Origin of the sequence: Mesorhizobium sp. B2-5-3, from assembly GCF_006441005.1 — a bacterium.
Lineage (GTDB): Bacteria > Pseudomonadota > Alphaproteobacteria > Rhizobiales > Rhizobiaceae > Mesorhizobium.
This window is the reverse complement of record NZ_VFUS01000001.1, coordinates 289,766-309,527: the sequence shown is the minus strand read 5'-3', so window position 1 is coordinate 309,527 and position 19,762 is coordinate 289,766. Positions and strand designations below refer to the sequence as shown.

Below are 19,762 nucleotides of genomic sequence, written 5' to 3'. Positions count from 1 at the left end.
ATTTCGGGGAGGTCTTTCGAGGGAGCGCCGATGGTAACGTCCCGGCGCCGGCATTGGAAGCCGCGCGGCCTCCTTTTCGGCAGATCAGGGAACCGCGGTCCGCCTCCGGCGTTTCACCTTCGCTGCTTTTCCACGACCATCGAAGGGGACGCGATGCTGATTCGGCTCGGCTACGAACTGGCCATTGAATGCGCTGGCGCCACGCCGGTGATTTCGTTGCTCGAGATCCACAGGGACAGGCAGGCCGACATCAAGCGGCAGACGCGCATGTTGACGTCGCCCGCGGTTCCGACCAGGCTCTACAGCGATCTGCATGGCAATTCGTGCCGCCGCTTTACCGCACCCGCCGGCACCTTTCGCATCCTCTACGATGCCGTGGTCGAGGACAGCGGCGAGGCGGACGAGGTCAACACGCTGGCACGCGAGGTGCCGGTGGCAGAGCTGCCCGACGAGGTGCTGTTTTATCTGCTGGGCAGCCGCTATTGCGAGACCGATCACCTGAGCCAGCTCGCCTGGGAGCTTTTCGGCCGTTTGCCGTCCGGCTGGGCGAGGGTGCAGGCGATCGTCGATTACGTCCACAACCGGCTGTCCTTCGGCTATGGCTATGCCCGCTCGACCCGCACCGCGGCGCAGGCGCATGAGGAGCAGGTCGGCGTCTGCCGAGACTTCGCCCATCTGGCGATCACGCTCTGCCGCTGCATGAACATTCCGGCACGCTATGTGAATGGCTATCTCGGCGACATCGGCGTGCCGGCCGATCCGGCGCCGATGGATTTCTCGGCCTGGATGGAAGTGTTTCTCGACGGCAAGTGGTACACGTTCGACCCCCGCCACAATGTTCCGAGGATCGGCCGCATCGTCATCGCGCGCGGACGCGATGCCACCGACGTGCCGTTGCTGCACAGTTTCGGCCCGCACCGGCTCAGCCTGTTCAAGGTATGGACCTACGAACAGGAGAACAATCTGTTCAACCCGCCCTACCACGCCATCGACAGGACGGTCACCGCGCAGATGCTGGCCTGAGCCGGGTTTCCATGCATCCCCATACTGCCTCGCTCTGGCACAGGTGCCGCTGTGCCGCGGCGGGACACGGCCGCGCGCCCTGTGCCGCGACATGCAGGATCTTGGTAAGCGCTTCGTAAATGCCGCGCGAACGCAGCATTGGCGTTTACCGGCCATTCACCTTTCCATCCTTGAAAGCGAAGTAAAAACAAGAGTCTAGTCCCTGGTGCGCGGCCGCTGGCCGCGCCCGGCCGGAATCCTGCATCGATCCGCCCGGCGACGAGGCCGGGGCGAGCGGAGAGAGAACGATGCGGATTTTCGGGGGTCTTGTGGACGCGGCCGGCGACTTTGCCAGGCATCGCGGCGGGAATTTCGCCATCCTGTTCGGATTCGCCGCCTCGGTCTTGGTGCTGGGCGTCGGCTTCGCCGTCAACATCACCCAGCTCTACAACGCCAAATCGAGCCTGCAGAGCGTGGTCGACGCCGCGGTGACGTCGACGGCGCGGGATCTGACGACCGGCGTGATCAAGGAGGCCGACGCCAACAAATCGGTGCAGGCCTTCCTCGACGCCAACAGTACGGCCGGCATCCTGCAGGCCAACCAGATCGTGCTCGACAGGCTGACGGTCGACAGGACCGCCAGGACGGTGCAGGCGGAGGCCCATGTCGACGTCGCCTTCTATTTCCCGCTGTTCGGCACGCGCGACATGCAGCGCGTTCCCGCCTCGACGACAGCGCTCTATTCGGACAAGCAGATCGAGGTGGCCATGATGCTCGACATAACAGGCTCGATGGCGAAGCGGGGCAAGGTCGACAAGATCGGCGATCTGAAAGCAGCAGCGAAAAACGCCGTTCGGACGATGCTTCAGAACCAGGATCCGAAGAACCCCCGCATCCGCGTCGCGATTGTGCCTTACGCCTCCGGCGTGAACGCCGGCAAGCTGGCCGAAAACGTCTATGCCGAGAAGCCGGCGAGCTCTGAGCTGCCACCCGTGGCCGGCAGTTCGCTTCTCGTCGCCAAGACGGGCAAAACTCTTCTGCCGTCCTTCAGCGACTACATTTCCATTGTTGGCGCGGCGATGCCACGCCCCGATAATTGCGCCACGGAGCGCAAGGACAAAAACGGCGATGCGGATTTGACTGCCGACGGCCCAGATACGGTTCGCACGGACAAGAACGGCAAGAAGTACTACGCCCTGGTCAACCGGGATGATCATCTCGATGGCGGCGGAATGAACAAGTGCCCCGATGCGGAAGTGATCCCGCTGACCGCCGATTCCGGCGCATTGCTTGATTCGATCGACGACTTCCAGGCTGACGGTTATACCGCCGGCGCGATCGCCATTCAGTGGACCTACTATATGCTGTCGCCGCAATGGCGCGCTGCGATCAAGAATGCCGGCCTCGGCAACGGCGCCTCGGACGTCAACGCGAAGAAGATCGCCAAGGTCGCGATCCTGATGACCGATGGCCAGTTCAATACCGCCTTCGCCGGTGCCGGGGGCCGCTACAACAGCCAGGGCAATCTTGCGCGCGGCAACGCCGAAACGCTGTGCGGCAACATGAAAAATGACGGCATCGAGATTTTCACCATCGGCTTCGACCTAAACAACAAGGACATGTCGGCAACCGAGCGGGATCAGGCAAAGGCGGTGCTGAAGGACTGTTCGTCGAAAGATGCCTCCGCCGCTCAAAAACATTATTTCGAGGTGTCGACCGGGGTGGAACTCGACGCCGCCTTTCAGGAAATCATCCGCAACACCGAAAAGGTCGCGCTGACGCAGTAGGCCGCACAAGGAAAAGGCCGCCGCTTCTTTCGAAGCCGGCGGCCTTCCGTGTTTCCGTCCATGGCGCGGCTCCTGGCGGCAACCCGAGGGGTCGCCCGCCGCGCATCTCGCGCCTTAACGGGAAGACTGCTTCCCGAAAGTGCAATCCGCTGAGGCCACGTTCTGGAAAACGAAATCACTCGACATCGGATCACCTCCTTTCAGTTTGTTGAACACGCACTGATGATGGGGTGCGTTGCAGCAAAAGACAAGACGCCGGATGGAAAAAGTCGTTTTTCCGGCTTGGCCGCGTCCTTTCGTGCAATCGGGTTGCGGCCAGGGGTTCAAGCGGACAAGATCGGCCTACCGAATGTAGTGGGGGACGGCATGGACGCTACCGAAAGAGCAGCACGCATCGTTCGCACGGTCGTCCAGGCGTTGAAGCCGGGCTTTGCCGTCAGGCTTTGGACCGGCGAGCGCATCGGTCCGGCCGGCGGCCCGGTGCTTGCCATCAACGACCAGGACATCGTCTGGCAACTGGCCCGCCGGCCAAATTTCTCGACGCTGGTCGAGATGTGGATTTCCAAGGCGGTCGATGTGGAGGAGGGGTCGCTGTTTGACCTCTATGCGCTGCCTTCACAAGGCAAGCTGCGGTTCAAGGCGCTGCCGAAGCTCGCGATCATGCGCGACCTGCCGGCCGTGCTGTTCTCGCGAAGGCAGATGACGCAACGCGCCGACCTCGCCGGGCAAAATCCCTTTGTCAGCGGCTCCAACAAGCAGGCGATCCAGCATCATTACGACATATCGAACGTCTTCTACCGGCTCTTCCTCGACGAGCGCATGGTCTACAGCTGCGGGTATTTCAAGGATTTCGCCAATGACATCGACCAGGCCCAGGCCGACAAGCTCGAGCATATCTGCCGCAAGCTCCGGCTGAAGCCCGGCGACCGCCTGCTCGATATCGGCTGCGGCTGGGGCGCGATGCTGATCCATGCGGCGAAGCATCATGGCGTCGTCGGCCATGGCGTCTCGTTGTCGGAGGCCCAGACCGGACTCGCCCGCGAACGCATTCGGGCCGAGGGGCTGGAGGACCGGATCACAATCGAGATAAAATCCTATGCCGAGCTCACCGGAAGTTTCGACAAGATATCCTCGATCGGCATGTTCGAGCATCTGGGGCTGGCCAACCACGCCGCCTACTTCTCGACCGTCCATCGCCTGCTCAAGCCGGGCGGCATCTATCTGCATCATGCCATCACCAGGCGCAGTAAGGGCAGCATGAAGAAGACCTTGCGCAAGGGCTCGGAATACAAGGCGCTGATCAAATACATCTTCCCGGGTGGCGAGATCGACACGATCGGCATGACGTGCGGCAATCTGGAAGCACACGGCTTCCTCGTCCACGACGTCGAGAATCTACGCGAGCACTACGCCCGCACCTGCCGGCTGTGGGCAGAGCGCCTGCATGCGCGCTTCGACGAGGCCATCGCCGAAGTGGGAGAAGCCAAGGCGCGGCTGTGGCTGCTTTACCTGGCCAGCTGTTCGATCGCTTTCGATCGCGCCTCGGCGCAGATTTTCCAGACGGTCGCCACCAAGCGGACGCGGGGCCCGAGCGGCCTGCCGCCGACGCGGGCGGACCTCTACCGGTAATTCAGGCGAATCGCATCCCGTCGCCGACCTTGATGCTGGCGGCGCGGTCGACGGTGCAGTAGACGCCGAGATTGTGCGCGTTATGACGCACCAGATTGCGCAGGATCGCCGGATCGTCGTCGAAACCGTCCTGGGCGATGATGGTGAAGCCGCAGCGGCGGCACGGCTCGGAGATGGTCAACAGCAGGTCGCCGACGGCGAGCTTCCTGCCGATCCATTCGGTTTCGGGGAAAGAGCCTTCGATCGCCGCCATGTCGATGACGATGTTGGGACGGAAGCGGCGTGGGTCGGGAGTGCCTTGCGGATGCAGCGCCTTCAGGCGCGCCAGGGAGGCGGTGGTCAACAGATGGATCGGCGCCTTGCGGTAGCGCGCCTCGGTCAACGGGCCGGTATAGGCCGGCGGGGCGTTCTCCAGGCCGAACGGACGGATCGAGGCCGGAAAGCCTAGATAGTCGGAAACGGCACGATCGCTTTCGGCGCCGGGCGCTGCCAGCCAATCCGCGCCGGGAATCGCGATCTCGAGCTCGCGGTCGCCCGTCAGCCGGGTGCGGATGCGCGGCACCTTGTGCCACTTCGGCTCGCGATCGGGCCGGGCGATCTCATTGTCGGAGGCATCGACCAGGCCGAACATGCGGTCGCCCTCGATGCTCTCGGTGCCGACCGCGATCGTCTCCAGGCGTTCGCCGGCGAGCGAACTCGCCGGATAGCGCCAGAGTTCGGCAACGCTGCCTATCGCTGCCATGGCCGGTGTCAGCCTTTCTTGTTCTGGCGGTTGGCGACGAGGTCGTCGACGACGGCCGGATCGGCGAGCGTCGAGGTATCGCCAAGGGCGCCGAAATCGTCCTCGGCAATCTTGCGCAGGATGCGCCGCATGATCTTGCCCGAGCGGGTCTTGGGCAGGCCGGGTGCGAACTGGATCTTGTCGGGCGTGGCAATGGCGCCGATCTCCTTGCGGACATGGGCGAGGAGCTCCTTGCGCAAGTCCTCGCTCGGCGTCTCGCCGGCCATCAGCGTGACGTAGCAGTAGATGCCCTGGCCCTTGATGTCGTGGGGATAACCGACGACGGCGGCTTCCGAAACCTTGTCATGGCTGACCAATGCGGATTCGACCTCGGCCGTGCCCATGCGGTGGCCGGAGACGTTGATGACGTCGTCGACGCGGCCGGTGATCCAGTAATAGCCGTCGGCATCGCGGCGGCAGCCGTCGCCGGTGAAGTACTTGCCCTTGTAGGTCGAAAAATAGGTCTGCACGAAGCGGTCGTGATCGCCATAGACGGTGCGCATCTGGCCGGGCCATGACTCGGTGATGCACAGATTGCCGTCGGCGGCTCCTTCAAGCACCTTGCCCTCGCCGTCGACCAGTTGCGGCTTGACACCGAAGAAGGGCCGCGTGGCCGAGCCAGCCTTGAGGTCGGTGGCGCCCGGCAGCGGCGTGATCATGATGCCGCCGGTCTCGGTCTGCCACCAGGTGTCGACGATCGGCACCTTGGCGTTGCCGACGACGTTGAAATACCACTCCCATGCCTCCGGATTGATCGGTTCGCCGACCGAGCCCAGCACGCGCAGCGATTTGCGCGACGCCTTTTTCACGTGGTTGTCGCCGGCGCCCATCAGGGCGCGCAGCGCCGTCGGCGCGGTGTAGAAGATGTTGACCTGGTGCTTGTCGATGACTTCCCAGAAGCGCGACTGCGAGGGGTAGTTGGGTACGCCCTCGAACATCAGCGTGGTGGCGCCGTTGGCGAGCGGCCCGTAGACGATGTAGCTGTGGCCGGTGACCCAGCCGACATCGGCGGTGCACCAGTAGATGTCGCCATCATGATAGTCGAAGACATATTGGTGCGTCATCGAGACGTATACGAGATAACCCGCCGTGGTGTGCAGCACGCCTTTCGGCTTGCCGGTCGAACCCGATGTATAGAGGATGAACAGCGGATCCTCCGCCTTCATCTTCTCCGGCTTGCACTCAGCCTTAACGGTCGCGGCCTCTTCGTGGTACCAGACGTCGCGGCCCGGCGCCCAGCCGATCTTGCCGCCGGTGCGGCGGACCACCACCACCTTTTCGACCCTGGTACCGGCTTTTGCCGCGATCTCGATTGCCTTGTCGGTGTTCTCCTTCAACGGGATCGGCTTGCCGCCGCGCAGGCCCTCGTCAGCGGTGATGACGATGGTCGACTTGCAATCGTCGATGCGGCCGGCGAGCGCGTCGGGCGAAAAGCCGCCGAAGACGACCGAGTGGATGGCGCCGATACGCGTGCAGGCGAGCATCGCATAGGCCGCTTCCGGGATCATGGGCATATAGAGGGTGACGCGGTCGCCCTTCTTGACGCCGTGCTTCTTCAGCACGTTGGCGAAGCGGCAGACATGCGCATAGAGCTCATTGTAGGTGATCTTGCGGTCGTCGTAGGGGTTGTCGCCTTCCCAGATGATGGCGGTCTGGTTGCCGCGCTTCTTCAGGTGGCGGTCGATGCAGTTGTAGGAAACATTGGTCTGGCCGTCCTCGAACCATTTGATGGAGACCTTGCCGTCGAAGGAGGCGTTGCTGACCTTGGAGAAGGGTTTGAACCAGTCGATGCGCTTGCCGTGCTTGCCCCAGAACCTGTCCGGATTCTTCACGCTGTCGGCGTACCATTTGAGATAGGTGTCGTTGTCGATCAGCGCATTCTTCTTCCAGGCCGGCTGAACGCGGTGGACATGAACCTCGGACATTTCCTGCTTTTCCTCCCGAAACTAACGCCGGCTTGAACCGCCAGCGGGATCGCGGCGACGCGGCCGCGAATTCGCGCGCATTATTAACAGTTCCGCGATGACGGCAACATTAGACGTTGGGTTTGCGCGGCGGGATGCCGCACATGGGTCCGCGGCTGCTGTCAGCACTTGCACCGGACCGCTGCTAACTTCATGTTTTCGCGTGCTAAAGCCGGTTTCGATCAAGAAAAAATCAATAGACGGTTAAGCAACCGCGCGCACAATCCATTGTTGGGAGGAAGGAGAATCAACCCGGGGAGCAAAAATGCGCGACCAGATTGAAATGGACCTGATGCTGCGGGGCTATGGCCTGACTACGGCCAATATCCTTTATCATTTCCCAGACCATCCGCATCTGTTGCAGAGCTTCATATGGCAGGACTACGACATCGCGCCGAAGTTTCCGGTGCTGATCCGCTTCATCGAGTTCTGGAAGACCAAGCTCGAGGGGCCGCTGCATTCGGTCAGCTACACGCACCAGAAGCTCATCGCGCCCAACGAGTGGCGCAAGGTCGACGGCGAGTTCGTGCTGCATTAGGGGCCGCTGTCCGAGGCCGTAAGGTCGGCACTCTACGGCGCCCCCTCTGTCCTGCCGGACATCTCCCCCACGTGGGGGGAGATCGGCAGCTTTGCTAACAGCGCCATCCCTTCACGTTGGAAATTGGCGAAAGCCGAGGTGACATCCAATCTCCCCCCGTGGGGGAGATGTCCGGCAGGACAGAGGCGGGCGCCGCCCCGCTAATCTTCGGCTCTAGCGGTCGGACACGCTCAAACCGCCGGCGGGCTCAGCCGGGCGAAGGCCTCCTGGCGGCGGTAGGGAAAATAAGGGTAGGGCGCGGTGACCTCGCTTGCCGCATCGAGCTTCCCGATCTGCTCCGGCGTCAACGTCCAGCCGACGGCGCCGAGGTTCTGGCGCAACTGCTCCTCGTTGCGGGCGCCGATGATGACGGACGACACGGTCGGGCGCTGCAACAGCCAGTTGATGGCGATCTGCGGCACGGTCCTGCCTGTCTCCTGCGCCACCGCATCGAGGGCCTCCATGACCCGGTAGAGATGCTCGTCCTCGACCGGCGGTCCGAAGCTCGCGGTGTCGTGCAGCCGGCTTTTGTCGGGCAATGGCTGGCCGCGACGGATCTTGCCGGTCAGGCGGCCCCAGCCGAGCGGGCTCCAGACCAGCGCGCCGACGCCCTGGTCGAGGCCGAGCGGCATCAGCTCCCATTCATAGTCGCGGCCGACCAGCGAATAGTAGACCTGATGCGCGACATAGCGCGGATAGCCGTGCCTGTCGGCCAGCCCGAGCGATTTCATCACCTGCCAGCCGGAGAAATTGGAGACCCCGACATAGCGCAATTTGCCGGCGCGCACGAGGCCGTCCAGCGTCGATAGCACTTCCTCGATCGGCGTGCCGGCATCGAAGGCGTGCAGTTGCAACAGGTCGATGTAATCGGTGCCGAGCCGCTTCAGCGCGGCGTCGACGGCCTTGATCAGCCGCGAACGCGAGGAACCATAGTCGGCCGGCCCGTCGCCCATCGGCAGCGAGGTCTTGGTCGAGATCAGCACGGCATCGCGCCGGCCCTTGATCGCCTCGCCGAGCACCTCTTCCGAGGCGCCGTTCGAATAGACATCGGCGGTGTCGAACAGATTGACGCCGGCCTCGAGGCAGATGTCGATCAGGCTCCGCGCTTCCCTGGCGTCGCTGTTGCCCCATGCGCCGAACAGCGGGCCGGAACCGCCGAAGGTTCCCGCTCCGAACGAGAGCACCGGCACCTTCAGGCCCGATGCGCCAAGATTTCGATAGTCCATTTTCTTGCTCCTTGTGATTTTGAAAGAAGTCGAATCGATCCGGCTTTGCCGGCGAGCTTCACGACCGGACGCAGACGGGCGCGCCGAGCGCGGTGCCGCGGTCGAGACGCAGGGCCAGTCCCGCCACGGCGAGTGCCGCGACCGGCAGCAGGGCGGCGATCCAGGTGAGCGAACCCAAGCCAAGACCTTGGGCAATGACCGCGCCGCCGAGCCAGGCGCCGGCGGCGTTGCCGAGGTTGAAGGCGGCGATGTTGAAGGACGAGGCGAGGCTCTGGCCAGCACCTTGGGCCTTTTCCAGCACCCACATCTGCAAAGGCGCCACGGTGGCGAAGGCGGCGGCGCCCAGCAGGCCGACATAGATCACGGCCAACACCTGGCTGTGGATAGCAAAGCTCATGGTCGCCAGAACCAGGGCGAGCACCACGAGGCTGCCGAGCACCGCCGGCACCAGCCAGCGGTCGGCGATCTTGCCGCCGGCGATATTGCCGGCGATGAGGCCGCCGCCGAAGACGAGCAGGATCGGCGAAACGGCCGCTTCCTTGAAGCCGCTGATCTCGGTCAGCAACGGGGCGATATAGGTGAAGACGGCGAAGACGCCGGCATAGCCGAGAACGGTGGTGGCGAAGCCGAGCAGGACGGGCGTACGGCGCAGCACGGCGAGATCGGCGCGCAGGTCGCTCTTCTCGGGAGCTGTCCGATTGCGCGGCACCAGTGCCAGGATGACGGCAAAGGCCGCGAGACCGACCGCGGTCACCGCCCAGAAGGTGGCGCGCCAGCCAAAAGCCTGGCCCAGCCAGGTGCCGAAGGGAACGCCGAGAATGTTGGCGATGGTCAGGCCGGTGAACATGAGCGCGATCGCCGACGCCTTCTTGTTGGGCGCGACCAATCCGGTGGCGACCACCGAGCCGACGCCGAAGAAGGTGCCATGGGCAAAGGCGGTGATGACGCGCGCGCCCATCAACGTCCAATAATCAGGCGCCAGCGCACAGGCCAGATTGCCAATGGTGAAGATCGCCATCAGCGCCAGAAGCACCGTCTTGCGCGGCCAGTTGCCGGTGGCGACCGTCAGCAGAGGTGCTCCGATGACGACGCCCAGCGCATAGCCGGAAATCAGTTGGCCGGCGGCCGAGATCGAGACGCCGAGATCTTTGCTGACGTCGATGAGCAGGCCCATGATGACGAATTCGGTGACGCCGATGCCGAAGGCGCCGGCGGCGAGAGCATAGAGAGCGAGAGGCATGATGTTTCCACTTCGGCGGTGACGGGCGCCCTGTCCAGGCCGCGCCCCGAACGGGAAGATCGTGTGGCCATGCGATGTGAACCAGACTTGCTTCAGGCATACTTTCTGTGAAATAGATTCACAGATGGCGAGATCCGACATCAACCGTTCCGGCGAGATCGAAGTGTTTGTACGCGTCGTCGAGGCGGGCAGCTTTTCGGCGGCGGCACGTGCCTTGCGCATGACCCCGTCCGCGGTGAGCAAATTGATCGCGCGGCTGGAGGCCAGGCTCGGCGCGCGGCTGGTCACCCGCTCGACGCGCAAGCTGCAACTGACGCCGGAAGGCACTGCTTTCTACGACAGCGGCATGCGCATCCTCGCCGACATGGACGCGGCCGAGCGCGAGGCGGCCGCCGGGGCGGCGCCGCGCGGCCGGTTGAGGGTCAACAGCTACGTGCCGTTCGGCCACCACCGGCTGATGTCGCTGCTGCCTCGGTTTCTGGAGCGTTATCCCGAGATTTCCGTCGACGCCGTGCTGACAGACAGCGTGATCGACCTTCTGGAGGAGCGCGCCGATGTGGCGATACGCGCCGGGCCCTTGCGCGAGTCACGGCTGGTAGCGCGCAAACTGGGGCAGAGCCGGATGGTGCTGGTCGCGGCACCCTCCTATGTCGAAGCGCGTGGGACGCCGCGCACGCTGGCCGATCTCGGGCGTCACAATATGCTGGCCTTCGGCTTTGCGCGGCATATAGACGGCTGGCCTTTTGTCGATGCGGCAGGTGCGCCGGTCATCGTCCCGGTTGTCGGAAACGCAACGCTGACCGACGGCGAGGCGATGCGGCGGATCGCGCTGGCGGGAGGCGGAATCGCTCGGCTGGCGCGCTGGCATGTCCAGCCGGACATCGACGCGGGGGCATTCGTCCCGTTGCTGGAGGAATTCAACCCAGGCGACGAGGAGGCCACCCATGCCGTCTATGTCGGCCAGGGCAAGCATCTGCCTGCGCGGGTGCGGGCTTTTCTCGATTTTCTCTCGGAGGCCGTTCGCCTCTAGAGCAGTTCACCGTTTCGTGGAAACGGCGAACCGCTCTAACTCTTTGTTTTGACGCAATTCTGGACAGAAAACCGCACACACTTTTCTTGGAATTGCTCTAACTGAGAAGCCGCGTACCTAAGGCACGCGGCTTCGAAGCAAGCTCGAAAAGCGATCAGGCCTTCGGCACGAACGGCGCCGGCCGCCGGCCTGCCGCCTGCCGCTCCAGCATCCAGCCGGGATATTCGGCCGGCAGCGCGCTCACCTCGTCCAGTCTGGCGAGATCATCGGTATCAAGTTTGAGGTTCGTGGCGGCAAGGTTCTGTTCGAGCTGATCCATGCGGCTGGCGCCGATGATCACGCTCATCACGAAGGGCTTGGCCAGGACATAGCCTAGTGCCACGGTAGCGACGCTGACGTCATGCTTTTTGGCGATCTCGCGCATGACCGCGACCGCCGCCCAGGCGCGGTCCTCGTTGACCGGTGGGAAGTTGAAGGAGGCGCGGCGGCCCTCGCCATTGCCGGGCGCACCAGGGCCGTATTTGCCGGACAGCAGTCCGCCGGCCATCGGCGACCAGACCATAAGACCGAGCTTCTCCTCGTTGATCAGCGGCACGATCTCGCGCTCGAGATCACGACCGGCGATCGAGTAATAGGACTGGATGGTCTCGAAGCGGGCAAAGCCCTTGCGGTCGGCTATGCCAAGCGCCTTGGCGATGCGCCAGGCCTGCCAGTTGGATACGCCGAGATAGCGGACCTTGCCGCTGGCGACGAGATCGTCCAGTGCCCTGAGCGTCTCATCGATCGGCGTCACCGCGTCGGTTCCGTGCAACTGATAGAGATCGATATGATCGAGCTGCAGCCGTTCCAGGCTGGCATCGACCGAGTCCATGATGTGGCCGCGCGAGGAGCCGCGCTGGTTCGGGCCTTCGCCCATGGCGCCGTGAACCTTGGTGGCGACGACGACGCTCGACCTGTCAACGCCGAGATCCCTGAGCGACTGGCCGAGCAGGCGCTCGGATTCGCCGAAGGAATAGACATCGGCCGTGTCGAAGAAATTGACCCCGGCGGCGAGCGAGCGGCCGACGATCTCGTTGACGCCTTTCTGGTCGAGACTGGCGATCAGGCCCCATTGGGCATTCTGGCCGGCTGCACCGAAGGTCATGGTGCCGAGGCAGAGTTCGGAGACGAACATCCCCGTATTTCCAAGCTGGTTGTAATGCATGGCGAAAGCTCCAGAGATTTGTGATGACACAGATCAAATAGGAACGGTACGTTTCGTTTCCAGCGCTGGCGTAATCAGCCGGTAGAACTGGACCATCTTGCCGGTGACAGAAACTTGTCAGAGATGGACCGCTCGGATCATTGTGTTCGGGCGGCGATTGACCTCCTCGACAAATTCGTCATCCCAGACGAGGACGGAGAGAAGATATTGCGCAAGGGAGGGCTTTGCGCCAACCCACCGTTCGTAGTCCTCAACCGCTAGCACCACGGCAGATGGCTGCCCTCGCACCGTAATGGTTTGCGGCCCTTTTTCGCGCGACTGTCTTACCAGCTTCGAGAGGTTGTTTCTTGCGTCCCGCAGCTGCCAGCTCAAGAAGACTACTCCTCGCTTAACTCGCAAGATGTGTTCAGTCCGTCTGTGTATCACAGGCTTAGAACTCACAGACGACAGGGCCAACCCAGGGCGGAAGGTTTTATCGACTGCCGAAGATCGCCGAACCGACCCTGACACTGGTGGCGCCGAAGGCGATGGCCGTCTCGTAATCGCCGGACATGCCCATCGACAGTTTGGCGACGCCTGCCTCCCGCGCCAATTTTTCCAGCAGGGCGAAATGCGGGCCGGGGTTCTCGTCCGCCGGCGGAATGCACATCAGGCCTTCGATGGCGAGGCCGTGGACATCGCGGCAGCGGGCGACGAAGGTCACGGCGTCGCGCGGCTCGATGCCGGCCTTCTGCGGCTCGGAGCCGGTGTTGACCTGGACGTAGAGCTTTGGCGCCCGGCCTTGCCGGGCGATCTCCTTGGCGAGTTCGGCGGCGATCTTCTCGCGATCGACCGTCTCGATGACGTCGAACAGCGCCACGGCTTCCCTGGCCTTGTTCGATTGCAGCGGTCCGATCAGATGCAGTTCGACATCGGGGAAAGCCTCTTTCAGCGCCGGCCACTTGCCCTGCGCTTCCTGCACCCGGTTCTCGCCGAAGACGCGCTGGCCTGCCTCGATGACGGGCCTGATGTCGGCGGCGTCAAAGGTCTTGGAAACCGCGACCAGCGTCACTGCGCCAGCGTCGCGCCGGGCTTCGCGCTCGGCGGCGGCGATCTTCGCCTTGACCGCTAAAACCTGCTGAACGGCGTCGCCCATGTCCAAATCCCGCTGTTTTGACCGCGTTTTTTCCAGACGCGATACCCATATGGTTGACGGGTTTGCCAAACCATGGTGAACACCCGGACCACATCCAATGGACTGCCGAGCTGTCGCCCGCAGTCCGCATGCTTTTTAAGTGAAAAACGTCCCATGGCAACCGAACGATACAATCCGCGCGCGTCAGAGCCCAAATGGCAGAAGGCCTGGGCCGACAGGAAGCTGTTCGAGGCGCACAACGATGATCCGCGCCCGAAATACTACGTGCTGGAGATGTTCCCCTATCCATCGGGACGCATCCATATCGGGCATACGCGCAACTATACGATGGGCGATGTGGTGGCGCGCTACAAGCGGGCCAAGGGTTTCAACGTGCTGCATCCGATGGGCTGGGACGCCTTCGGCATGCCGGCCGAGAACGCGGCGATGCAGAACAAGGTCCATCCCAAGGAATGGACCTACCAGAACATCGCCACCATGCGCGAACAGCTCAAGGTCATGGGCCTGTCGCTGGACTGGGCGCGCGAATTCGCGACTTGCGATGTCGACTACTACCACCGCCAGCAGATGCTGTTCCTCGACTTTGTCGAGAAGGGCCTGGTGACGCGCAAATCCTCGAAGGTCAATTGGGATCCGGAGGACATGACGGTGCTCGCCAACGAGCAGGTCATCGACGGGCGCGGCTGGCGCTCGGGCGCGCTGGTCGAACAGCGCGAGCTGACGCAATGGTTCTTCAGGATAACCGACTTTGCGCAGGATCTCCTGGATTCGCTCGATCGCCTCGACGAATGGCCCGAGAAGGTCAAGCTGATGCAGCACAATTGGATCGGCCGTTCGGAAGGCCTGCTGATCCGCTGGCCGCTGGCGGCTCCCGTCGCCGGCGAGCAAGAGCTGGAAGTCTATACGACGAGGCCCGACACCATCTTCGGCGCCTCCTTCATGGCGGTCGCCGCCGACCATCCGCTGGCCCGGAAGGCCGCCGAGACCAATCCGGCGCTGGCGAGCTTTATTGACGAAGTCCGCCATATGGGCACTTCGGTGGCGGCGCTGGAGACGGCCGAGAAGAAGGGCTTCGACACCGGCATCCGCGTCGTGCATCCGTTCGACGAGAACTGGACGCTGCCGGTCTATGTCGCCAATTTCGTGCTGATGGACTACGGCACCGGCGCCATCTTCGGCTGCCCGTCCGGCGACCAGCGCGACCTCGATTTCGCCAACAAATACGGCCTGCCGGTGATCCCGGTGGTGATGCCGGAAGGTGCTGATCCCAAGACCTTCCAGGTCATCGACGAAGCCTATGTCGACGACGGCGTGATGATCAATTCGCGCTTCCTCGATGGCATGAAGCCAGAGCGGGCGTTCGACGAGGTGGCGAAGCTGCTGGAGCAGAAGACGATCGGCAACCGGCCGATGGCCGAGCGCAAGGTCAACTTCCGCCTGCGCGACTGGGGCATTTCGCGCCAGCGCTACTGGGGCTGCCCGATCCCGATGATCCATTGCGAGGATTGCGGCGTGGTGCCGGTGCCGAAGGCAGACCTGCCGGTGAAGCTGCCCGACGATGTCGAGTTCGACCGCCCAGGCAACCCGCTGGACCGCCACCCGACCTGGCGGCATGTCAAATGCCCGCAATGCGGCAAGGATGCGCGGCGCGAAACCGACACGATGGACACGTTCGTCGATTCGTCCTGGTATTTCGCCCGCTTCACCGCGCCCTGGGCGAACGAGCCGACCGACCCGAAGGCGGCGAACGAGTGGCTGGCCGTCGACCAGTATATCGGCGGCATCGAGCACGCGATCCTGCATCTGCTCTATTCGCGCTTCTTCACCCGGGCCATGCGCGAGACCGGCCATCTCGACCTGGCCGAGCCGTTCAAGGGCCTGTTCACGCAAGGCATGGTGGTGCACGAGACCTATCGCGTGGGATCGGCATCGAACGGGCGCTGGCTGGCGCCGACCGAGGTGCGGCTGGAGGACGTCGGCGGCAAGCGCCGCGCCGTCGAGATCGCCACGGGCGAGACGGCGGAGATCGGCTCCCTGGAAAAGATGTCGAAGTCGAAGAAGAACACGGTCAGCCCGGAAGACATCACCGACGGCTACGGCGCCGACACCGCGCGCTGGTTCATGCTGTCGGATTCGCCGCCCGAACGCGACGTCGAATGGACCGACGATGGCGCCGCCGGCGCGCATCGCTTCATGCAGCGCATCTGGCGCCTGGTCTCGACCGCGGCCGAATCGCTGGCCGGCATCGCACCCATAGCGGGCGGTGGCGGTGAAGCCGGGGCGGTTTCCAAGGCCACGCACAAGATCCTGAAAGCGGTCGGCGAGGACATCGAGAAACTCGCATTCAACCGCGCCATCGCCCGCATCTACGAACTCGCCAACGCGCTGACCACGCCGCTCAATGAGGTGGCCGAAGGCAAGGCCGATGCCGCGCTCAAAGGCGCCTGCCGGGAGGCCGTGGAGGTGCTCGTGCACCTGATCGCGCCGATCATGCCGCATCTGGCCGAGGAATGCTGGGAGGCGCTCGGCGGTGCCGATCTGGTCGCAGAACGGCCGTGGCCGATCTTCGACCCGGCGCTGGTCGTCGACAATGAGGTCACCTACCCGGTCCAGGTCAACGGCAAGAAGCGCGGGGATTTGACAATTGCCCGCGACACGGACCAAGGTGCGGTCGAAAAAGCCGTGCTCGCTCTCGACTTCGTGCAGAAGGCGCTCGAAGGCAAGGCTCCGCGCAAGGTGATCATCGTGCCGCAGAGGATCGTCAATGTCGTTGCCTGATCGGGAAAAGACAGAGCTGAGCCGTTTGCTGCGCCGTGCCGCGCTTGCCGGCCTTGTCGGCTCGCTTGCGCTCGTTTCGGCCTGCCAGGTGCGGCCGCTCTACTCGAGCGCGCCGCTGTCGACCGGCTCGAGCGCCAATGCCGAACTGGCGTCGATCGCCATCAAACCGGTCAGGACGCGTTACGGCCAGCAGGTGCGCAACAATTTGATCTTCGGATTTGGGCGCGGCGCCGGCGAACCGGCATCGCCGGCCTACTCGCTCGACCTCGGCGTGACCGAAGCCGTTGAATCCTCGGCGCTCGTGCAGGTCGGAACCGACCAGGACGAGCCGACCGCCGGTTCGGTGACGCTGACCGCCGGCTACAGGCTGACCGATGCCAAAACCGGGGCGGTGATCGCGACCGGCAGGCGGGCGATCACTTCGTCTTTCGACAGGCCGCGCCAGGAATTCGCCGCGTACCGGGCACAGATCGATGCCGAGAACCGCGCCGCGCGCGAGCTTGCCAACGCGCTGCAACTGTCCATCGCCCAGGATCTCGCACGGCACGGCAAGACGGCCGGTTAGCGCCGCTCTCCGTTTCAGGTGGCATAACAATCTGGTGCCTGAAGGCCGCCTTTGCCACGGCTCCGGAGCCGGTTCTCCGTTCGCCTTTAGCCGAAGCACGCGGGTGTGTTGACGATCGTGGGATGACGATCGGCCGCACGGGTCCGATCGTCCGACACCGCTGTGAAAGTCACGCTTCGCCGCTCTTGGGGGGCCGACGGGAAGCAACTGTTAACCACTCGCTCTCTATTGCTCAGCAGACATTTCAGCGTGAGTCTTGAGCATGGAATCCAAGCGTTTTCCTCGGGTCAGTTCATTGAAGGCAGCGTCGCCCGATGACCCCGGGGTGAAGCGTTTCACGGGTGTGGACAACAAGGCGGACAGCCAGCGGGCAAGAGCAGCAGGAGCCGGCCCTTCCCCATCCCCTGTCGATCTCGGCGGCAACGAAAGCCCTGCCTGGCAAGACTATTTCTTCCTGGCGCCCAATGTGCGGTTTACGCGCACGCCGGACTATGAAGCCAGCACGCGCCGTCCGCGGGACGAGGCGATTGCCGTCGAGCAAAGCGAATCACCAGCACCGCAGGCACCTGGCCAATCCACCGCGGCTGGGACGTCTTCATCGGCGCCGATACCAAGCCGAAACCTTTCTTCGGGCGCCGCCAGGCCGCCCGTCGGCAACAGAGCGGTGGTGCAACCGGCCCCGGCCCCCATTCCGTCAGGGCATGCCGGCGAAAAGGCGCGGGCCGCCGCTACGCCTGCGGGCCACAGGATGACTGCGGCGGCGCGGGCGTCCGCACCGGCAGCGTCCGCCCAAGCAGCGACAGCCCCGGTCAAGACGACGGCGCGCGAAAATGTGCGCTGGCCCTATCTGTCGGATCACGTCTTTTTCGAGGTCATGGCGCCCTATTTGGTCGAAGGCCCGTCACCCGCGCCTCGGGCCGTTTCGGTTGCACGCACGACCGCGCCTGTGGTCACCGAGCGGATCGACAACCGCCCCGCGCCAACGGCCGATCCGACCGCGTTGTTCCGTGTCATCGAATGCCTTCCCGGGTCGCCAGCTCCGTCCGCCGTGCCGGATGTCCGTCCGGCCAACTCCAACCAGGCCGCGGTTCAGCCGGCGGCGAACCGCGTGCCGCAGCAAGCCCGGGCTCCGGCCGCAATTCCCGCCGTCGCAAGCAATGCCGTTCCGGCACTGGTCACGCAAAGTTTGGAGCAAGCCGTACCGGCTCCGGCTGCGCGCGCATCGTCGCGAGCGCCACTGGTCGGCAGGATCGTGCCGACCGCGACGGGCGAGACGTACGAACTCCCCTCAGAAGAATTGTTGCAGCAGCCGCCGGAGGGACAAGGCTTCTACATGTCGCAGGAGCGGCTCGAGCAGAATGCCGATCTTCTGGAAAGCGTGCTCGAGGATTTCGGCGTGCGCGGCGAGATCATCCATGTTCGCCCCGGTCCGGTCGTCACTCTCTATGAATTCGAGCCGGCGCCGGGCGTCAAATCCTCCCGCGTCATCGGTCTCGCCGACGACATCGCCCGCTCCATGTCGGCGATCTCGGCGCGCGTCGCCGTCGTGCCGGGCCGCAACGTCATCGGCATCGAGCTTCCGAACGAGGCGCGCGAAACCGTCTATTTCCGCGAGCTGATCGAATCGGAGGGCTTCCGCAAGACCGGCTGCAAGCTGGCGCTCTGCCTCGGCAAGACGATCGGCGGTGAGCCTGTCATCGCCGAACTGGCAAAGATGCCCCACTTGCTCGTTGCCGGCACCACCGGTTCCGGCAAGTCGGTTGCCATCAACACGATGATCCTGTCGCTGCTCTACCGGCTGAAGCCGGAGGAATGCCGGCTGATCATGGTCGATCCCAAGATGCTCGAACTCTCCGTCTATGACGGCATCCCGCATCTTCTGACCCCGGTCGTCACCGATCCAAAAAAGGCCGTTACCGCGCTCAAATGGGCGGTGCGGGAGATGGAGGACCGCTATCGCAAGATGGCGAGGCTCGGCGTGCGCAATATCGACGGCTACAATCAACGCGCCGCCCAAGCCCGCGAAAGCGGCGAGACGGTCGTCATGACCGTGCAGGCGGGCTTCGAAAAAGGCACCGGCGAGCCGCTCTTCGAGCAGCAGGAAATCGACCTCGCGCCAATGCCTTACATCGTCGTCATCGTCGACGAGATGGCCGACCTGATGATGGTCGCCGGCAAGGAGATCGAAGGCGCCATCCAGCGCCTGGCGCAGATGGCGCGCGCGGCCGGCATTCACCTGATCATGGCGACGCAGCGCCCCTCGGTCGATGTCATCACGGGCACGATCAAGGCCAATTTTCCGACCCGGATTTCCTTCCAGGTCACTTCCAAGATCGACAGCCGCACCATCCTTGGCGAGCAGGGCGCCGAGCAGCTGCTGGGTCAGGGCGACATGCTGCATATGATGGGCGGCGGGCGCATCGCCCGCGTGCACGGCCCCTTCGTCTCCGACGTGGAGGTCGAGCATGTCGTGGCGCATCTGAAGGCGCAGGGTCGCCCCGAATACCTGGAAACCGTGACGGCCGACGCGGATGAAGAAGAAGACGAAGGCGATGAGGGCGCGGTCTTCGACAAGGGCGCCGTTGCGGCGGAGGACGGCGATACCAGCTATGACGAGGCGGTCAAGGTGGTGTTGCGCGACAAGAAGTGCTCGACGTCCTACATTCAGCGCCGCCTCGGCATCGGCTATAACCGCGCCGCGTCCCTGGTCGAGCGCATGGAGAAGGAGGGTCTGGTCGGTGCACCAAACCATGTCGGCAAGCGCGAGATCATCATGGGCCGGCGCCCGCCGGTAACCGCAGCTGAGGATGACGGCACGGACTGACCGGCCTCTTGATCCGCAGC

General features: G+C 63.9%; 15 protein-coding genes. 8 read left to right on the top strand and 7 right to left on the bottom strand.

The window, feature by feature from the left end; all coding sequences use genetic code 11:
- The first annotated feature begins 153 nt into the window (after window positions 1-153).
- The 3 genes from FJ867_RS01580 to FJ867_RS01570 all read left to right on the top strand — a co-directional run bounded on the left by FJ867_RS01580 (window position 154) and on the right by FJ867_RS01570 (window position 4,418).
- The gene (locus tag FJ867_RS01580) at window positions 154-1,023 is read left to right on the top strand and encodes a transglutaminase family protein (RefSeq protein WP_140816336.1); all 870 of its coding nucleotides are present in this window, start codon (window positions 154-156) and stop codon (window positions 1,021-1,023) included.
- Between the two features lie 287 nt (window positions 1,024-1,310).
- The gene (locus FJ867_RS01575) at window positions 1,311-2,789 is read left to right on the top strand and encodes a TadE/TadG family type IV pilus assembly protein (RefSeq protein WP_140816334.1); all 1,479 of its coding nucleotides are present in this window, start codon (window positions 1,311-1,313) and stop codon (window positions 2,787-2,789) included.
- Between the two features lie 366 nt (window positions 2,790-3,155).
- Window positions 3,156-4,418, top strand: coding sequence for a cyclopropane-fatty-acyl-phospholipid synthase family protein (locus FJ867_RS01570; RefSeq protein WP_140816332.1), 1,263 nt, complete (start codon window positions 3,156-3,158; stop codon window positions 4,416-4,418).
- A gap of 1 nt (window position 4,419) precedes the next feature.
- Here FJ867_RS01570 and FJ867_RS01565 read toward each other — a convergent pair whose 3' ends face one another.
- Complete coding sequence (locus tag FJ867_RS01565; protein WP_140816330.1) at window positions 4,420-5,160, bottom strand: MOSC domain-containing protein; 741 nt, start codon at window positions 5,158-5,160, stop codon at window positions 4,420-4,422.
- An 8-nt stretch (window positions 5,161-5,168) separates the two neighbouring features.
- Window positions 5,169-7,124, bottom strand: a complete 1,956-nt coding sequence (acs, locus tag FJ867_RS01560) for an acetate--CoA ligase (protein ID WP_140580149.1) — start codon at window positions 7,122-7,124, stop codon at window positions 5,169-5,171.
- A gap of 304 nt (window positions 7,125-7,428) precedes the next feature.
- Here acs and FJ867_RS01555 point away from each other — a divergent pair, with 304 nt between their 5' ends.
- Window positions 7,429-7,701: an usg protein gene (locus FJ867_RS01555; protein WP_140816328.1), complete on the top strand. Its 273-nt coding sequence runs from the start codon at window positions 7,429-7,431 to the stop codon at window positions 7,699-7,701.
- A gap of 230 nt (window positions 7,702-7,931) precedes the next feature.
- Here FJ867_RS01555 and FJ867_RS01550 read toward each other — a convergent pair whose 3' ends face one another.
- Both FJ867_RS01550 and FJ867_RS01545 read right to left on the bottom strand, forming a co-directional pair.
- Window positions 7,932-8,966 (bottom strand): aldo/keto reductase, encoded by a 1,035-nt coding sequence (locus tag FJ867_RS01550; RefSeq protein ID WP_140816326.1) that lies wholly within the window; start codon window positions 8,964-8,966, stop codon window positions 7,932-7,934.
- A gap of 58 nt (window positions 8,967-9,024) precedes the next feature.
- Window positions 9,025-10,206: an MFS transporter gene (locus tag FJ867_RS01545; protein ID WP_140729422.1), complete on the bottom strand. Its 1,182-nt coding sequence runs from the start codon at window positions 10,204-10,206 to the stop codon at window positions 9,025-9,027.
- A 124-nt stretch (window positions 10,207-10,330) separates the two neighbouring features.
- Here FJ867_RS01545 and FJ867_RS01540 point away from each other — a divergent pair, with 124 nt between their 5' ends.
- Window positions 10,331-11,236 (top strand): LysR family transcriptional regulator, encoded by a 906-nt coding sequence (locus tag FJ867_RS01540; RefSeq protein WP_140492931.1) that lies wholly within the window; start codon window positions 10,331-10,333, stop codon window positions 11,234-11,236.
- 154 nt (window positions 11,237-11,390) lie between these two features.
- Here the strand turns inward: FJ867_RS01540 and FJ867_RS01535 are convergent, their stop codons facing one another.
- The 3 genes from FJ867_RS01535 to FJ867_RS01525 form a co-directional block, all read right to left on the bottom strand.
- Window positions 11,391-12,440 carry an aldo/keto reductase gene (locus FJ867_RS01535; protein WP_140816324.1) on the bottom strand — a complete coding sequence of 350 codons (1,050 nt, stop codon included), beginning with the start codon at window positions 12,438-12,440 and terminating at the stop codon, window positions 11,391-11,393.
- A gap of 117 nt (window positions 12,441-12,557) precedes the next feature.
- Complete coding sequence (locus tag FJ867_RS01530) at window positions 12,558-12,812, bottom strand: type II toxin-antitoxin system Phd/YefM family antitoxin (protein WP_140492937.1); 255 nt, start codon at window positions 12,810-12,812, stop codon at window positions 12,558-12,560.
- 100 nt (window positions 12,813-12,912) lie between these two features.
- Window positions 12,913-13,575 (bottom strand): YggS family pyridoxal phosphate-dependent enzyme, encoded by a 663-nt coding sequence (locus tag FJ867_RS01525; protein ID WP_140560738.1) that lies wholly within the window; start codon window positions 13,573-13,575, stop codon window positions 12,913-12,915.
- A gap of 153 nt (window positions 13,576-13,728) precedes the next feature.
- Here FJ867_RS01525 and leuS point away from each other — a divergent pair, with 153 nt between their 5' ends.
- The 3 genes from leuS to FJ867_RS01510 all read left to right on the top strand — a co-directional run bounded on the left by leuS (window position 13,729) and on the right by FJ867_RS01510 (window position 19,742).
- Window positions 13,729-16,353: a leucine--tRNA ligase gene (gene leuS, locus FJ867_RS01520; protein WP_140816322.1), complete on the top strand. Its 2,625-nt coding sequence runs from the start codon at window positions 13,729-13,731 to the stop codon at window positions 16,351-16,353.
- Window positions 16,340-16,918 carry an LPS assembly lipoprotein LptE gene (gene lptE, locus FJ867_RS01515; protein WP_140739071.1) on the top strand — a complete coding sequence of 193 codons (579 nt, stop codon included), beginning with the start codon at window positions 16,340-16,342 and terminating at the stop codon, window positions 16,916-16,918. The genes leuS and lptE overlap by 14 nt, the downstream gene beginning before the upstream one ends.
- Window positions 16,919-17,180: 262 nt before the next feature.
- Complete coding sequence (locus tag FJ867_RS01510; RefSeq protein WP_140816320.1) at window positions 17,181-19,742, top strand: DNA translocase FtsK; 2,562 nt, start codon at window positions 17,181-17,183, stop codon at window positions 19,740-19,742.
- Window positions 19,743-19,762: the final 20 nt, after the last annotated feature.

Coding starts and splice junctions, on each gene's coding strand:
- FJ867_RS01540 (WP_140492931.1), top strand. CDS start 10,331: ATGGCGAGATCCGACATCAACCGTTCCGGCGAGATCGAAGTGTTTGTA.
- FJ867_RS01525 (WP_140560738.1), bottom strand. CDS start 13,575: ATGGGCGACGCCGTTCAGCAGGTTTTAGCGGTCAAGGCGAAGATCGCC.
- FJ867_RS01535 (WP_140816324.1), bottom strand. CDS start 12,440: ATGCATTACAACCAGCTTGGAAATACGGGGATGTTCGTCTCCGAACTC.
- FJ867_RS01545 (WP_140729422.1), bottom strand. CDS start 10,206: ATGCCTCTCGCTCTCTATGCTCTCGCCGCCGGCGCCTTCGGCATCGGC.
- leuS (WP_140816322.1), top strand. CDS start 13,729: ATGGCAACCGAACGATACAATCCGCGCGCGTCAGAGCCCAAATGGCAG.
- acs (WP_140580149.1), bottom strand. CDS start 7,124: ATGTCCGAGGTTCATGTCCACCGCGTTCAGCCGGCCTGGAAGAAGAAT.
- FJ867_RS01510 (WP_140816320.1), top strand. CDS start 17,181: ATGGAATCCAAGCGTTTTCCTCGGGTCAGTTCATTGAAGGCAGCGTCG.
- FJ867_RS01555 (WP_140816328.1), top strand. CDS start 7,429: ATGCGCGACCAGATTGAAATGGACCTGATGCTGCGGGGCTATGGCCTG.
- FJ867_RS01565 (WP_140816330.1), bottom strand. CDS start 5,160: ATGGCAGCGATAGGCAGCGTTGCCGAACTCTGGCGCTATCCGGCGAGT.
- FJ867_RS01550 (WP_140816326.1), bottom strand. CDS start 8,966: ATGGACTATCGAAATCTTGGCGCATCGGGCCTGAAGGTGCCGGTGCTC.
- FJ867_RS01575 (WP_140816334.1), top strand. CDS start 1,311: ATGCGGATTTTCGGGGGTCTTGTGGACGCGGCCGGCGACTTTGCCAGG.
- FJ867_RS01570 (WP_140816332.1), top strand. CDS start 3,156: ATGGACGCTACCGAAAGAGCAGCACGCATCGTTCGCACGGTCGTCCAG.
- FJ867_RS01580 (WP_140816336.1), top strand. CDS start 154: ATGCTGATTCGGCTCGGCTACGAACTGGCCATTGAATGCGCTGGCGCC.
- lptE (WP_140739071.1), top strand. CDS start 16,340: ATGTCGTTGCCTGATCGGGAAAAGACAGAGCTGAGCCGTTTGCTGCGC.